The following is a 14,621-nucleotide window of genomic DNA, read 5'->3' as shown; positions in this document are numbered from 1 at the left end:
CCTGGCCGTCCCGCCCGGCGGGGCGGTGGTCGCATGATGGGCTGGGTGTCGGTCGCGCTGATCGCGGTGCCGCTGGCCGGGGCCGTGGCGCTGCTGGTGGCGCCGGGCGCGCTCCGGCCGGTGCTGCGGATCTACGGGCCGATCGTGTCCGGGGTGACGCTGGTGCTGGCCGTGGTCATGCTGGCCGCGTTCGACCATGGGCAGGCGGCGCGGCCTCAGTTCGCGGTGGACCAGCCGTGGATCCCGGGGCTCGGCCTGCGGTTCCACCTGGGCGTCGACGGGATCTCGCTGCCGCTGGTGGTGCTGACGGCGCTGCTGACGTTCCTCTGCTTCGCCTACCTGGGCTGGGGCGGCGGCAGGCGGCCTGGGCAGCTCCTGAGCGCGCGGCCGGGAGGGGCGCGGCCGAGGGCGCTGGTGTTCACGCTGCTCGTGCTCGAAGTCGGCATGATCGGCACCTTCCTGGCGCTCGACCTGCTCCTGTTCTTCGTGTTCTTCGAGATCGTGCTCGTGCCCATGTACTTCCTGATCGCCGTCTGGGGCGGCGAAGGGCGGCGGCGCGCGGCGGTCAAGTTCATCCTCTACACGCTGCTCGGCTCGGTCGTCATGCTGCTCGGGCTGCTGCTCGTCTGGGCGCAGACCGGCACGCTCGACATCGTGGCGCTCGGCGACGCGCACGGCGCGGGCATGCCGCGGGCGGTGCAGGTGCTGGCGTTCGCCGCGATCGGGATCGGGCTGGCGGTCAAGACGCCCATGTGGCCGCTGCACACCTGGCTGCCCGACGCGCACACCGAGGCGCCCACGGTCGGCTCGGTGCTGCTGGCCGGGGTGCTGCTGAAGATGGGCACCTACGGGTTCGCCAGGATCGCGATCCCGATCCTGCCCGAGGGCGCGGTGGCGGTGGCGCCCTGGCTGGGGGCGCTGGCGGTGGTCGGCATCGTCTACGGGGCGCTGGCCTGCCTCGCCCAGCGCGACCTCAAACGCATGATCGCCTATTCGTCGGTCGGGCACATGGGGTTCGTGCTGCTGGGGTTCGCGACGCTGACCACGGTGGGCATCAACGGCGCGCTGTTCGCCAACGTGGCGCACGGGCTGATCACCGGGCTGCTGTTCTTCGTGGCCGGGGGGATCAAGGATCGCTACCACACGGGCGACATGCCGTCGCTCGGTGGCGGCATGCTGGCGACGCTGCCGCACCTCGGGGCGGTTCTGACGTTCGCCGCGATCGCGTCGCTCGGGCTGCCGGGGCTGGCGGGGTTCTGGGGGGAGATGCTGGCGCTTCTGGGCGCCTTCCAGCCGGGCGGGGGGCTGCCTCGGGGGCTGTTCCTCACGTTCATGGTCATCGGTGGGCTGGGGGCGGTGCTGACGGCGGCGTACTTCCTGGTGATGCTGTCCCGCGTCACCCACGGCGTCCCCTCAGTCCCTGCTGGCCCTGCCGTCCCCGCTGGCCCTGGCGTCCCCGTTGCCCCCACTGCCCCCGCCGTCCCCGCAGGTCCAGGCTCCGCCCCGGTGACGACGGGCGTGGGCAGTGACGCGGTGGTATCGGGCGCGGGCAGCGACGCGGTGGCGGCGGGCGCGGGTGCCGGTGCGGGGCTTGACGAGCGGGCCGCCGCCGTTTCGGCGACTGCCGAGGTGACCGGGGACGCGGCCGGGTGGGAGACGCCGGACGAACGCCCCGTACAACCGCTGGAAGCGCAGCCGGAGCAGGCCCGGTCACCTGGACGTGACGAGGGCTCGCCCGCCGCAGGGATGCTCGATGTGCAGCGGTACGAGCTGGTCGCGTGGGTGCCGCTGATCGTGCTGACCGTGCTGTTCGGGCTCTGGCCCAAGCTGCTGCTCTCGCTCACCACGCCCGCCGTGCAGAACCTGCTGGGGGCCCTGTCATGATCCAGGAGATCGACTACTTCGCCATCGCGGCGCCCCTCACGCTGGCCCTCTTCGCCGGGCTGGTGCTGGTGCTCGACGCCTTCCTGCCCGCCCGGCCGCGGGTCAGGCCGGCGTTGGGGCTGGTCACGCTGGCGGGGGTGCTGGTCGCGCTGGGGTTCGTGGTGGCGCAGGCGGTCAGGGGCGGCTCGGCGCTGTCGACGTTCTGCGTCCCGCCCGGCCTGAACGCCCCGGGCGGGGGCTGCTCGTACGTGGTCGACCGGTTCACGCTGATCCTCGCCGGGCTGGTGCTGGTGGCGGCCGTGGTGGTCGTGCTGATGTCGATGACCGAGCTGGCCAGGGGCGACATCCCGGTGGGGGAGTGGTACTTCCTCCTGCTGTGCACCCTCGTGGGCGCGGTCACGCTGCCCGCCTCGCGCGACCTGATCATGCTCGTCGTGGCGCTCGAACTGGTCTCGCTCCCGGTCTTCGCCCTCACCGCGCTGAAACGCTACGACGGCCGTTCCTCGGAGGCCGCGGTCAAGCTCTTCCTGGTGTCCGTGGTGTCGACCGCCGTCATGCTGTTCGGGGTGTCGCTGCTGTACGGGATCGGGGGGAGCGTCTTCCTGGACCGGCTCGGCGCGGTGCTCGGCGGTGAGGCGGCGGCGCCCGGCCGCTCCGGCGCGGGGGCGTCTGTCCTGGGGGCGGCCGTGCTGGGGGCCGAGCACGGCCTGCCGGGAGTGGTCACCGTCGGGGTCGTCCTGGTCGTGGCGGGTTTCGCGTTCAAGATCGCGGCGGTGCCGTTCCACGCCTGGGCGGCGGACGTCTACCAGGGCGCGCCGATCCCGGTGGCCGCGCTGCTGTCGGTGATCTCGAAGGCCGCCGGGTTCGCCGGGCTCATCCTCGTCCTGGTCACCGCCCTGCCCGGCCAGGCGGGCGCCTGGGTGCCGATCGTGGCGATCCTCTCGGCGCTCACCATGACGGCGGGCAACCTGCTGGCCATGCGCCAGCGCTCCGCCGTACGCCTGCTGGCCTGGTCGTCGGTCGCCCAGTCGGGCTACATCCTGGCCCCGCTCGCGGTGGCGCCCGCCGGGACGGGGGCCGGGGCCTCGGTGGCGTACCTGGTCATGTACGCCGCCATGAACCTGGGGGCGTTCGCCGTGGTCATGCTCGTCTCGCGGGTGGCCCGGCGCAACGAGCTCGACGACTACCGGGGGCTGGCGTTCCGCAGTCCGGTGGCGGCGTTGGCGCTGGCGTTCTGCCTGCTGTGCCTGGCGGGGTTGCCGCCGGGGCTGGCGGGGCTGTTCGCCAAGATCGTGGTGTTCCGGGAGATCGTCGACGGCGGGGCCGGGTGGCTGGCGGTGGTGATGGCCGTCAACACGGTGATCGGGCTGTACTACTACGTCGCCTGGACGGCACGGCTGTTCGTCCCTGTGACTGCGATAGGGGGAGCCGTTCGGGAGGGGGCGGCTCAGGCGGTGGTCGCGCCCCGGTCGGCTCCGGCGGTGTGGGCGGCGATCGGCGTGGCGGTGGCGGTGGCGGTCCTGTTCTCGGCCGCGCCGCAACTGGTGCTCGACATGACGACGGTGACCTGAAGCCGCCGATTCGTCTCGCGCTCGCCTGAGGGGCGGCCCTTACGCAGGGTTTCGTCTCGTGCGTGGCCGGTGGGGGCGGCGGGGAACGCTGGAGCAGGGCATCGTCGTTGTACCAGGTGAACCCGGACCACGAAGGGGGGAACCTTGCACCACAACGGTCTGCGCACCGCGATCCTGCTCGGCGGCCTGTCTGCGCTGATCCTCGCCGCGGGCGCGTGGCTGGGCGGCGGCACCGGTCTGCAGATCGCGTTCGTGCTCGCCCTGGTGACCAACGGCTTCGCCTACTTCTTCTCGGACCGGATCGCCCTGTCGGCGATGCGCGCCCGGCCGGTCAGCGAGGTCGAGCAGCCCACCCTCTACCGGATCGTCCGGGAGCTCTCCACCGAGGCCCGCCAGCCGATGCCCCGCCTGTACGTGTCGCCGACCGTGCAGCCGAACGCGTTCGCCACCGGTCGCAGCCCGCGCCGGGCGGCCGTGTGCGTGACGTACGGCCTGACCCAGCTGCTTGACGAAGCCGAGCTGCGGGGCGTGATCGGGCATGAGCTGTCCCATGTGTACAACCGCGACATCCTGATCTCGTCCGTCGCCGGGGCCTTGGCCACGATGATCACCTGGGTGAGCTACGTGGCGGTGTTCTTCGGCGGGTCGGATGACGACGAGGGCCCGGGGTTCGTCGGGGCGCTGCTCATGATGCTGCTCGGCCCGGTGGCCGCCGGGATGATCCAGATGGCGATCTCCCGCAGCCGCGAGTTCCAGGCCGACGAGGCGGGGGCGCGGCTCACGGGTGACCCGCTCGCGCTCGCGTCCGCGCTGCGCAAGATCGAGATGGGCGCGCGCAGGCTGCCGCTGCCCGAGAACAGCCGCCTGACCTCGGCCTCCCACCTGATGATCGCGAACCCGTTCAGCGGCGCCGGCCTGGGCCGCCTGTTCTCGACCCACCCGCCCACCTCCGAGCGCGTGGCCCGGCTGGAGCGCATGGCGGGCTACCGCCGCTGACGCGAGAATCGGGGCCATGCGACGATCTTCACGGCTGACCGAGGCCGAACGGAAGCTGTGGGACGCCTTCCCGACCGGCCGGATGGTGACGTTCGCCCCTTTCGAGTCGGGCCCTGACTGTTCAGCCGGAGCCAACGCGCCCCTGGACGGTCACACCTGGGGCCCCGAGCGCACCGTACGCGCCGAGGTCATCGCGAAGCTGCTGCTGGGCGCCCGCGAGACGGGCACGGGGACGGTCCCGGCGGTGCGGCTGACGGGTGCGCGGATCACCGGCCCGCTGGAGATCGTCGGCGGCACGGTCGACCACGAGCTGGTGCTGCACGGCTGCTACCTGGACGATCCCGTCCTCATGGGCGGCACGACGACGCGTACCATCCGCCTGACCGACTGCCGCTTACCCGGCTTCAGCGGCGGCGGCATGCGGGTGGCCGGCCATCTGAGCCTGTCGGGCTCGTACGTCCAGGGCACGGTCCGGGTGGCTCGCGCGCAGTTCGAGACCGGGCTGTGGCTGGCCGGGACGAAGGTGGTCGCCGCCGAGGGGGATCCGGCGTTCTACGCCGACGCCATGGTGGTGGATTCGGTGACGCACATGCGCAACGCCGACTTCTCCGGCGCCGTACGCCTGGTCGGCGCGCGGCTCAACGGCGGCTTCCAACTGGACCACGCCAAGCTCCGCAATCCGGGCGAAGAGGCGCTCGTCGCCGACGGCCTGGTCGTCGAGGACTCGATGAGCTGCACCGGCGACTTCCTGGCCCTGGGCTGCCTGCGGCTGCGGGGCTCGCGGATCAACGGCCGGTTCTCGCTCCGCGGCGTCGTCCGCAGCCCCGACACCACGTACGCGCTGCACGCCAGCCACATCGAGGCGCGCGAGTTCCTCATCAAGCCGGCCGAGCGGATCGACGGCGTGGTGACGCTGGCCCACTCCACCGTGGGCACCCTGCACGACGACGTCGCCACCTGGCCGGACAAGCTCCGGCTGAACGGGCTCACGTACGACCGCCTGCGCGGCCACGGTTTCGCGCGCCGGATCGAGTGGGTGAGCCGCGATCCGGAGGGTTTCCGGACGCAACCGTACGAGCAACTGGCCGACTGGTACATGCGCGGCGGCAACGACGCGCTGGCCCGCCGCACCCAGCTCGCCAAGATGCGCGGGCTGCGGGGGATCAGCGGGCCGCGTACCCGGTTCTGGGGACGGTTGCTCGACGCCACGGTCGGCTACGGCTACCGGCCCTGGCTGGCGGCGGTGTGGTTCGGGGCGCTGCTCGTGCTGGGCACGGTGGTGTTCGGGCTGAACCCGCCGCGTGCCGTCAAGCCCGGCGAGAGCCCGGTGTTCGACTCGTTCGCCTACACCTTCGACCTGCTGCTGCCGCTGTCGACGTTTGGGCAGCGGGACCAGTTCGACCCGGCGGGGTGGACGCAGGGGCTCGCGTACGGGCTGATCATCTCGGGCTGGATCCTGGCGACGGCGCTGATCGCGGGCGCTACGCGGGTGCTCCGGCCGTCGTGATCTTGCGCAGCAGCGCGGCCAGGTCCTCCGGGTAGAACGTCTCCCGCGTCGCGTCGAGCTCGTTGGCGCTCCACCAGCGGTGGCCGACCGTGGTGTCCTTCTCGATCGGCTCCATGTGCTCGAACGACACCTCGACCGCCTCGACGCGGACCGCGTAGAGCGTCTCGTCCTGGGTGATCGCGTAGCGGCCGAACGTGAACTCGCGGGTCTCGGTCCGGTAGGGCCCGGTGAACCGGTCGGCCGGCACCCGCAGCCCCGCCTCCTCGAACAGCTCGCGCGAGGCCGCCTCCGGCAGCGTCTCCCCCTCCTCGACGGCTCCGCCGATGGTGAACCAGAACAGCTCGTCCGGCCGCGCCGGATCGAACCCATGGAGCAGGAGCACCCTGCCCTGATCGTCGAGAGGCAGGACGCGCGCCGTGAAGCGGCGCAACGGGATCATCGTCACGTCCGCCAAGCTTACGACCGCGGCAGCCGCGCCTCGATGCCGTCGAGAACCCGGTCGAGCCCGTACGTGAAGCTGTCTTCACGGTTCTTGGCCGGATCGGCGTCGCGGTAGGCGGTGTAGAGGGCGAGGAGCCGTGGGTGGTCGCGCGCGGCCTCGTCGGCGGAGGGCCACAGCGCCTCGATCCACTCGCGCTCGCTCCGGTTGTCGCGCGCCATCCTGGACAGGGCCGCCGCCTCACTCATCGCGATGCCCAGCACGTACGAGATGAGGGTCTTCCCGGCGCGATCGGCCTCGAACAGGTCGAACCCCGCCTTCTCGAACAGTCCGAGCATTTCATCGGACAGTCGCAGGCTGTTGGGCCCGTGGAAGGACGAGACCACCTCGTCCAGCACGTGCACGGTCCACGGGTGCCGCAGGATCATGTCGCGCCAGCCGCGCGCGAGCGTGGCGGCGGCCTCCCGCCAGCCGGCCGGATCGTCGGCGACGGGCACCTCGATCTCGCCGAACACCTCGTCGACGACCAGCTCGATCAGCTCGTCCTTGTTGGCCACGTGCCAGTAGATCGCGGTGGCGACGGAGCCGAGCTGCCCTCCGAGCCGCCGCATGCTGAGCGCGCTGATGCCCTCGGCGTCCAGCAGCCGCAGCGCCTCGGCCACGATCTGCTCCCTGCTCAGTGACGGCTGCTCGCGCCGCGCGCGGCGCGGCCGCGTCCACACCGAGGGGTACGGCTGCTGTTCGGACAAGGCGTCCTCCTCTTCTCCCGCCCAGCTTAGCGACCGTTTGCACACTGTGCGAGTCATTGGACATTGTGCAAGAGCTGAACACTGTGCAATGCTAACTGCACACCGTTCAATCAGAAGGGGGTGCTCCTGATGGAGCGTCATCCACGGCGTTGGCTGATCCTGCTGGTGCTCTGCCTGAGCACGCTCGTCCTGGTCGTCGACAACGGCGTGCTCACCGTGGCGATCCCGCCGCTGACCGAGGACCTGGGCGCCGGCGCCCAGGACATCCAGTGGATCATCGACGGCTACATCCTGGTCTTCGCCGGGCTCCTGCTCACCGCCGGCAGCCTCTCCGACCGGTACGGCAGGCGCCGCGTCATGATCATCGGGCTGGTGCTCTTCGGCGTGGCGTCCCTGCTGGCCACGTACGCCGCCAGCCCCGGGCAGCTCATCGCCGGACGCGTGCTGATGGGCATCGGCGGCGCCCTCGTCATGCCGAGCACGCTGTCGATCCTCATCACCGTCTTCGACGACGGCGAACGGCGCAGGGCCATGTCGATCTGGAGCTCGGTGCTGATGGTCGGCCTGGTCGGCGGCCCGGTCGTGGGCGGCGCGCTGATCGCCGAGTTCTGGTGGGGATCGGTGTTCCTGATCAACGTCCCCGTCGTGGTCATCGCCATCGCCGCCGCCCTGGCCTGGATGCCGGAGTCCAAGGGACCGTGGCGCAAGCCCGACCCGATCGGCGCGATCCTGTCCGTGACCGGGCTGACCGCGCTCGTCTGGTTCATCATCGAGCTGCCGCACCGCGGCCTCGCCGACCCCGGCACCCTGGCCGGGCTGGCCGCGGCCGTGCTGGGCCTGGCCGCGTTCGTGATCTGGGAGCTGCGGACCCCGCACCCGATGGTGCCGCTGCACCTGTTCCGCGACCGCAACTTCAGCGGCGGCAGCCTCTCGCTCGTGCTCGTCCAGATCGGCAACGGCGGGCTACTGCTGGCCATGGCCCAGTACCTGCAGTTCGTGCTCGGCTTCACGCCCACCCAGGCCGGGCTCGCCATGGCGCCGATGGCGCTCGCCGTGATCCTCGTCAACGCCGTCGCGGCCACCCTGGGCCAGCGGCTGGGCAACCGGCCGCTGACCGTGGCCGGGCTGCTCGTGCTGGTCGCCGGGTTCGCGGTGCTGGCGACGTTGTCGGCCGACGACGGGTTCGGGATGGTGGCGGTCGCGCTGGTGCTGTTCGGGATCGGCGGCGGCCTGGCCCAACCGGCGGCCATCGCGGCGCTCATGGGCGCCGTCCCGCCGGAGCACGCCGGGGTCGGCTCGGCGCTCAACGACACGGTCCAGCAGGCCGGCGCGGCGCTCGGCGTGGCGGCGCTGGGCAGCGTCCTGGCCGGGACATTCACCGCGACCATGCCCGAATCGGCGCCGGAGCAGGCGCGCCGGTCGATCGGCGACGCGCTCGCCGTGGCCGCCCGCACCGGCGACGGCGGGCTGGTGGACACCGCTCGCGAGGCGTTCACCGGGGCCATGTCGCTGAGCTTCGTCGCGGGAGCCTGCGGCGCGCTGGCGGCCGCCGTCCTGGCCTTCGCCCTGCTACGGGACCGCCGGGGCGCGGCGGCAGCCGCTGGTTCCACGGAAGAACTGACCGCCGCTCACTGACGCCCTTGGGGGGATATTTCATGATTGCGCAGCGTTTCGACCGCACCCAGCATTTCGACAACGCCCAGCAGTTCGACCACGCGCGCTGGCAGGCTCGTCTCGACGAGCTGCGCGCCGCCCACCGCGTGCCCGGTGCGACCCTGGCCGTGCTCACCGGCGGCCAGGTGCACGAACTGGCCAGCGGCCTGCTCCACCTGGGCACCGGCGTGGAGGCGACCACCGACTCGGTGTTCCAGCTCGGCTCGATCGCCAAGGTCTACACCGCCACGCTCATCATGCAACTGGCCGAATCCGGCACGCTCGACCTCGACGCGCCCGTACTGGACGTCCTGCCCGACTTCGCCACCGCCGACCCGGCGGCCACCCCGCTGATCACCCCTCGGCGGCTGCTGAGCCACACTTCCGGCCTGACCTGCGACTTCACCTACGACGGCGGCCGGGGTGACGACTGCCTGGCCCGCTACGTCCGAGCCGCCCGGGGCGTCGCGCTCGACTGCCCGCCCGGGATCGCGGTCTCGTACAGCAGCGTCGGCTACAACGTGCTCGGCCGCATCGTCGAGGTGCTCACCGGCCAGACCTGGGACGACGCGCTGAAGGACCGGCTCCTCACCCCGCTCGGGCTCACGAGCACGATGACGCTGCCCGAGGAGGCGCTGCGGTTCCGCACCGCCATGGGCCACCTCGGCGCCGACCCGGAGCCCGCCCCCGCCTGGGACCTCATGCCCAGGTCAGCGGGCCCGTACGGCAGGGTCATCGCCACCGCGGGCGACGTCGTCAGGCTGGCCGGCATGCACGTCGCGGGCGGCGCCGGCGTGCTGGCGCCCGCGACGGTCGCGGCCATGCAGCGGCGCGAGGTCGAGGTGCCGGACAAGTGGACCGTCAGCGCCGACGCGTGGGGGCTCGGGTGGACGCTGTACGACTGGTCCGGCGTGCCGGGGTTCGGCCACGACGGGGCGTCCATCGGGCAGTACGCGTACCTTCGGGTGGTTCCGGGGGCCGGGGTGGCCGTGGCGCTGCTGACGAACGGCGGGGGCGCGCGGCGGCTCTACGCGGATCTGTTCGCGGAGCTGCTGGGGGAGTTGGCGGGGGTGCGGATGCCGGAGCCGTTCGGGCCGCCGGTGGAGCCGGTCGCGGTGGATTTTTCGCGGTTTGCTGGGAAATATCGGCGCGAGGGGGTGGATATCACCGTTGATGCGGATGGGCACCTTGTGTATGAGTTCGTCGGTGGGATGAAGAACTTCTCCCCGCCGCTGGAGGCGGACCTGGTCCCCGTGACGGACACGGTCTTCGCCGCCGAGGCGGCCGGCGCGTCGTTCAGCGACGACTGGATGCCGGTGATCTTCGCGACCCTCCCGGACGGCACCGAGTGCGCGTACATCGGCATGCGAGCAGCCCCCAAGCAGCCTGCCTAGGCGGTACGCCGGGCGGGCAGCGGTCGGCCGGGCAGCGGTCGGGATGTGGGGCGGGAGGGTATCGCCAGGGTGCTGGGCGGGAAGGCATCGCTGGGCGGAACGCGCCTCCCCACCGGGCAGCGCGTTCTGCCACCCTCGCTAGCGGTAGTTCACGAACTGAAGGGCGATGTCCAGGTCCTTACCCTTGAGCAGGGTGATGACATCCTGAAGATCGTCCTTCTTCTTCGAGCTGACCCGAAGCTCCTCACCCTGGATCTGCGCCTTGACGCCCTTGGGCCCCTCGTCGCGGATCAGCTTGGAGATCTTCTTCGCCTGCTCCTGGTCGATGCCCTCCTTGAGGCTGACCAGAATCCGGTACTCCTTGCCGGACAGCTTCGGCTCGCCCGCATCGAGAATCTTCAGAGACAGGCCGCGCTTGACCACCTTCTCCTTGAACACGTCGAGCGCGGCGTTCGCCCGCTCCTCGCTGTTCGCCTTGATCTCGATGTTGTTCTGCCCGGACCAGCTGATGGCCGCCCCGGTCCCCTTGAAGTCGAAGCGGTGCCCGATCTCCTTGACCGTCTGGTTCAGCGCGTTGTCGACCTCCTGCCGGTCGATCTTGCTGACGATGTCGAAAGATGAATCGGCCAAAGCGCACATCCTCTCAGCTGCTGGGTGTCATCTGGGACATCTGCCTCCGTGCCCGGTGAACACGGGCCCAGCGGATGAGCCTAGCCAGCATCTGCCCGCCGTGCAGGATCCGACCCCGGCCCCCGTCCCCGGGTCGCCCGGCCGACCGGGTTTCGGCGGTCCGCCAGGCCAAGATCCGGCGCGGGACAAACCGGTGTCACGTACACCTCCGAAGTCCGCTATCCTTCTTTCTGTCGCCGCGAGAGCGGATGGCACGGCAGGTTGCCCGAGTGGCCAAAGGGAGCGGTCTGTAAAACCGTCGGCTCAGCCTACGCAAGTTCGAACCTTGCACCTGCCACCAGCAGTAACAGCAGATCAGAGGCCCTACGGGGCCTCTTCTGCGTTTCAGGGGTACGCAGCCGGATGCCGCCGTGAGCGGCCCGTTGTCGCAGGTCCCGGAATATGTCCGGAATGGATCTTGGGGCGTTTCCCCTGGTCGGGACCCTTGATCCGGAACATCTGCGGAATCCGTGGGCGTGGGAACGTATGGGGAACGGCGAAGGGTCCCGGTGGCGTTCCGGGACCCTTCGCCGTGGTGCTGTGATCATGCGGCGAGGGCGTCCTCAATCCGCTTGTTGGCGATCTCCTGATGGCCGTCGAGGCACTTCGCGTAGACCCTGAGAAGCACGTCCACGCCATGCCCGGCCCGCTCGGCTACGTCAGGGGCGGGTACGCCCGCGTTCAGCCAGAGGGACACGGCCGCGTGCCTCAGGTCGTACGGACGGCGAGCGAGGGGTGAGGCGAACTGGGCGGGCGTCAGGGCCAGCTTCCGGGCGTCTTGCCAGACCTCCGTGTAGGCCGTCGAGGCCACGACTCCACCGCGCTCGCTGCGGAACAGCCGGCCATCCTCGGCGACGCCGAATTCCTCGATGTGTTGCCGAAGGATCTGGACCAGCTTGGGCGGGATGGGGACCGGGCGGACGTCGTCGCGGCCCCGGTGCTTGAGTCCGCGTTCCTCGTGGGCGTCGCCGGTGTCGGTCCATTGGGTGTTGACCTCTGGGCGAGAGACATCGACGAGGATGCGACCCCAGCCGGTTGCCGGAAGATGGCAGTCCTGCTTTCTGAGCGCGACGGTCTCGCCAGGACGGAGGGCGGCGTAGTACATGCAGGCGAACATGGCCTGGAGCCGACGCCCACGACCCCGCCCGCCTACGGTGGCCACTGCGGTCAGCAGCGCTTCGGCCTGACGAGGATTCACCACGACCCGCGGATCCACCGTCTCCGTGGTCTTGGGCGGCTTCCACTTGACCTTGTGCACCGGGTTGGCGGGCAGTTCCTCCAGTTCCACCGCGTACTCCAGCACGGCGTGAAGGACCGCGCGCTTGCGGCGGATCGTGTTGGCGCTCGCGGCCTTGCCGTCGAGGCGGAGCGCGAGGGCGTCGAGTGCCAGACGTACGGTCTTGGTCTCGTTGAGGTCGGCCAAGTCGAGCGAGGCCCCTTCCAGCCACCGCAGTGCTTGCTTGCTCTCCAGCGGCACATCTGGACGCTTGGCCTCGGGCAGGAGGGCGTATTTACGCAGAGCCGTACGCAAGATCTCGGCGTCCGGGCGGCCGGGGCGATCTTTGGTGAGCGCGGGCAGGACTGTGGCGAGGCCGTCAGAGATGCTGTCGCGCGTCTTGGCCGCCGCGTGCGGCCATTTCATGTCGATGTAGGCCCTGGCGAAGTCGTAGACGGTCCGGGCTGCCTTGGCCTTGAGCATCGACTGTGGGAGACCCGTCTCCAGGTCGAACAACTCGCCCTTCTTGGCGGCCTGGCGCAGGTCGGAGAGCCAGTTCTTCGCCTGTGCCGACGTGCGGAAGGTCTTGGACTTCTCCCGTGCTGCGACGGTCCAGCGCACGGTGTAGGAGATCGTCTTGCGGTTCTCGCCGGGCTTGGTGGATTTGTTCGGGCGGATGTCCCAGAACTTCACGTCGTAGGAGGCGTTCACACGACCTCCCGCAGAGACTCCAGCCAGACGTTGAGTTCGCTGCGGTAGATGCGCAGCTCGCCGTTGGGCAGGCGGATGCCGTCGGGTGCCTTGCCGATCTCGCGCCAGCGGTAGAAGGTGCGACGGGAGACGCCGCCGAGTTCGTCGAGAACTTGGCGGACGGTCAGCAACTCGTCGTGTCTGGTCATGCCGCCCTCCCCATCTCCTCGGTTGCCGAAAGGTCTTGTCCGGCTGCTCTGGCTTCCAGCTCTCTGAGGTGGGCTCGCCAGCGTTGGCGTTCGTGGACGGATCGCAGGAGCCGGACGGCGAGTGGTGGCACGTTGGCGTCTCCGGCCGGGACGGGCCGCCAGATGTAGCGGTGTGGGTCGGTGCGGTCGTCGGCCTGGCCGAGGGCTTCCAGGACCCAGGTACGGCGGTCTTGCTTGTGTTCGGTGAGCGTCTTGTTGCTCCACTTGCGCGAGACGAGGATGCGGCGTCCGGCGTAGCCGAGGTGGTCGGGCTTGTGGGCCTTGCCACGGCAGCGGCCGGGCAGCATGCCGGGCTTGGCGTCCTTGGGCTGGATGCCGTAGCGCAGCCAGTTCGGGCAGGTGGGCGAGCAGGGCTCGTAGCGGAGGGCGTCGAGCATGCGGGCGGCGTGCTGTTGCTGGGCCTGGCCGCCGTTGAGCGCGTCGCCTATGGACTTGGTGAGGTATTTGGACAGGTAGCGGATGCACTGGTCGGCGTCCGGGGTTCCGGCGAGCACGCCTTGCACATCGACCTGTTCGCCGAAGCGGATCACGTGCAGCGGTTCGGCGTCCTCGTCGAGGGCGTCGAGTGCTTCGTCCCAGGCGGGCAGGACTTCGCCGGTGGCCGGGTCGAGGTAGCCGATGCCGTCCTGCCAGATGGGTAGGTGGTCGCCGTCGAAGACGACTTCGTCAGCTTGGGGCCACCAGACCTGGTGGTAGGTGGCGGCGGCGATCTGCTTGATCTCGGCGCGTGGGAGCGTTCCACGGATGGCCATGTGCAGGTGTGGGGCGAGCCGCTTCTGAGGCTCCACGGAGGCGAAGTACTGCACGTCGTAGCCCGCGACGCGGCGCAGGTTCTGCACGAAGCGATCCACGAGCTTGGAGAAGTGCAGCGCGTCTCGGGCGGCGCGCCGGTAGTCGTAGGTGTCCGGGTCGATCGGTACGCCGTCGCGGACCTTGCCGTAACTCGGCAGGGTGAGCGTGACGAACAGGGACGGCCGGTAGACCTTGCCGTCCGGGCCGTGGAAAGTGCGTCCCAGGGTGGTGTTGGTCATCTTGCGCTTGGGCAGGTCAGGCGCGTCCTGCCGTCTCCTGGTGGAGCGGGAGCGCTTGGCGGTCGCACGGCCGAGGACGCTGCCGCGCATGCCTGCGGCGTTGATCTCCTCGTCCAGGCCGGTGATGATCGCGTCCAGGTCGGTGGTGTCGTCGCCGGCCTTTTCTGCGGCCTCGCGCTGGGCTTGGTAGTCGGCGCGGAACTCCACCAGCCAGCGCTGTTCCTCGTTCGGCTCGTCGGGTGTGATGGCGGGTTCTTCGTCGAGGTGCCAGCCCTCGCGGCACTGGGCCTTGCGGAGCTGCTTGTTGCGCCGCGCGCAGGGCGGGCACTTACTGTCGAGCGTGGCCCCGCACGGGACGTCGATGATCTCGGACTTGCCGGTGACGGTGTCGAGCCGCTTGAGCGGGATGGGCCGGATGCAGACGCCGTGGAGCTTGGCGACCTCTTCGAGGACGTCGCGGGCCATGGGCATGGCCTGGCGGACGGCTCGGGGAAGGGCGCGGTCGTGCGCATGGGTCATGCGGTCCTCCCTTCGTCGGGGACGGCGATTGCGG

General features: G+C 70.6%; 12 protein-coding genes and 1 tRNA gene. 7 read left to right on the top strand and 6 right to left on the bottom strand.

Annotated elements, in window-relative coordinates; all coding sequences use genetic code 11:
• The first annotated feature begins 36 nt into the window (after nt 1-36).
• The 4 genes from AB0J53_RS01300 (at nt 37) to AB0J53_RS01285 (ending at nt 5,958) form a co-directional block, all read left to right on the top strand.
• Entirely contained in the window at nt 37-1,884 is a 1,848-nt protein-coding gene (locus AB0J53_RS01300) for an NADH-quinone oxidoreductase subunit M (RefSeq protein ID WP_364168531.1), read from the top strand.
• Nucleotides 1,881-3,455, top strand: a complete 1,575-nt coding sequence (locus AB0J53_RS01295) for an NADH-quinone oxidoreductase subunit N (RefSeq protein ID WP_364167758.1) — start codon at nt 1,881-1,883, stop codon at nt 3,453-3,455. Before AB0J53_RS01300 ends, AB0J53_RS01295 begins: the two co-directional genes overlap by 4 nt.
• Nucleotides 3,456-3,599: 144 nt before the next feature.
• Nucleotides 3,600-4,451, top strand: coding sequence for a zinc metalloprotease HtpX (htpX, locus tag AB0J53_RS01290; RefSeq protein WP_219504636.1), 852 nt, complete (start codon nt 3,600-3,602; stop codon nt 4,449-4,451).
• A gap of 16 nt (nt 4,452-4,467) precedes the next feature.
• Nucleotides 4,468-5,958 (top strand): hypothetical protein, encoded by a 1,491-nt coding sequence (locus tag AB0J53_RS01285; RefSeq protein WP_364167756.1) that lies wholly within the window; start codon nt 4,468-4,470, stop codon nt 5,956-5,958.
• Here the strand turns inward: AB0J53_RS01285 and AB0J53_RS01280 are convergent.
• Together AB0J53_RS01280 and AB0J53_RS01275 are read right to left on the bottom strand one after the other, a co-directional pair.
• Nucleotides 5,933-6,397 (bottom strand): NUDIX domain-containing protein, encoded by a 465-nt coding sequence (locus AB0J53_RS01280; RefSeq protein ID WP_364168529.1) that lies wholly within the window; start codon nt 6,395-6,397, stop codon nt 5,933-5,935. The two genes, AB0J53_RS01285 and AB0J53_RS01280, sit on opposite strands and share 26 nt — an antisense overlap.
• 17 nt (nt 6,398-6,414) lie before the next feature.
• On the bottom strand, nt 6,415-7,146 hold the full coding sequence (locus AB0J53_RS01275) for a TetR/AcrR family transcriptional regulator (protein ID WP_364167754.1): 732 nt from the start codon (nt 7,144-7,146) through the stop codon (nt 6,415-6,417).
• A 129-nt stretch (nt 7,147-7,275) separates the two neighbouring features.
• On the opposite strand from AB0J53_RS01275, the gene AB0J53_RS01270 reads away from it, so the two are divergent.
• Nucleotides 7,276-8,781, top strand: a complete 1,506-nt coding sequence (locus AB0J53_RS01270; protein ID WP_364167752.1) for an MFS transporter — start codon at nt 7,276-7,278, stop codon at nt 8,779-8,781.
• 20 nt (nt 8,782-8,801) lie between these two features.
• Nucleotides 8,802-10,193, top strand: a complete 1,392-nt coding sequence (locus AB0J53_RS01265; protein ID WP_364167751.1) for a serine hydrolase domain-containing protein — start codon at nt 8,802-8,804, stop codon at nt 10,191-10,193.
• A gap of 138 nt (nt 10,194-10,331) precedes the next feature.
• Here the strand turns inward: AB0J53_RS01265 and AB0J53_RS01260 are convergent, their stop codons facing one another.
• Nucleotides 10,332-10,832, bottom strand: coding sequence for a YajQ family cyclic di-GMP-binding protein (locus tag AB0J53_RS01260; RefSeq protein WP_364167750.1), 501 nt, complete (start codon nt 10,830-10,832; stop codon nt 10,332-10,334).
• Nucleotides 10,833-11,078: 246 nt separating this feature from the next.
• On the opposite strand from AB0J53_RS01260, the gene AB0J53_RS01255 reads away from it, so the two are divergent.
• A tRNA-Tyr gene (locus AB0J53_RS01255) sits at nt 11,079-11,163 on the top strand.
• Nucleotides 11,164-11,406: 243 nt separating this feature from the next.
• Here AB0J53_RS01255 and AB0J53_RS01250 read toward each other — a convergent pair.
• The 3 genes from AB0J53_RS01250 to AB0J53_RS01240 are packed head-to-tail and all read right to left on the bottom strand — an operon-like array spanning nt 11,407 to nt 14,587.
• Nucleotides 11,407-12,789: a tyrosine-type recombinase/integrase gene (locus AB0J53_RS01250; RefSeq protein ID WP_364167748.1), complete on the bottom strand. Its 1,383-nt coding sequence runs from the start codon at nt 12,787-12,789 to the stop codon at nt 11,407-11,409.
• Nucleotides 12,786-12,977, bottom strand: a complete 192-nt coding sequence (locus tag AB0J53_RS01245; protein WP_364167746.1) for a helix-turn-helix domain-containing protein — start codon at nt 12,975-12,977, stop codon at nt 12,786-12,788. Before AB0J53_RS01245 ends, AB0J53_RS01250 begins: the two co-directional genes overlap by 4 nt.
• Nucleotides 12,974-14,587 (bottom strand): replication initiator, encoded by a 1,614-nt coding sequence (locus AB0J53_RS01240; protein WP_364167744.1) that lies wholly within the window; start codon nt 14,585-14,587, stop codon nt 12,974-12,976. The genes AB0J53_RS01245 and AB0J53_RS01240 overlap by 4 nt, the downstream gene beginning before the upstream one ends.
• Between the last annotated feature and the right edge of the window lie 34 nt (nt 14,588-14,621).

The organism is Nonomuraea sp. NPDC049725, assembly GCF_040674795.1.
In the GTDB taxonomy this organism is placed as follows: domain Bacteria; phylum Actinomycetota; class Actinomycetes; order Streptosporangiales; family Streptosporangiaceae; genus Nonomuraea; species Nonomuraea ceibae.
The sequence above is the reverse complement of the archived record's forward strand: the minus strand, read 5'-3'. Positions and strand labels throughout refer to the sequence as shown.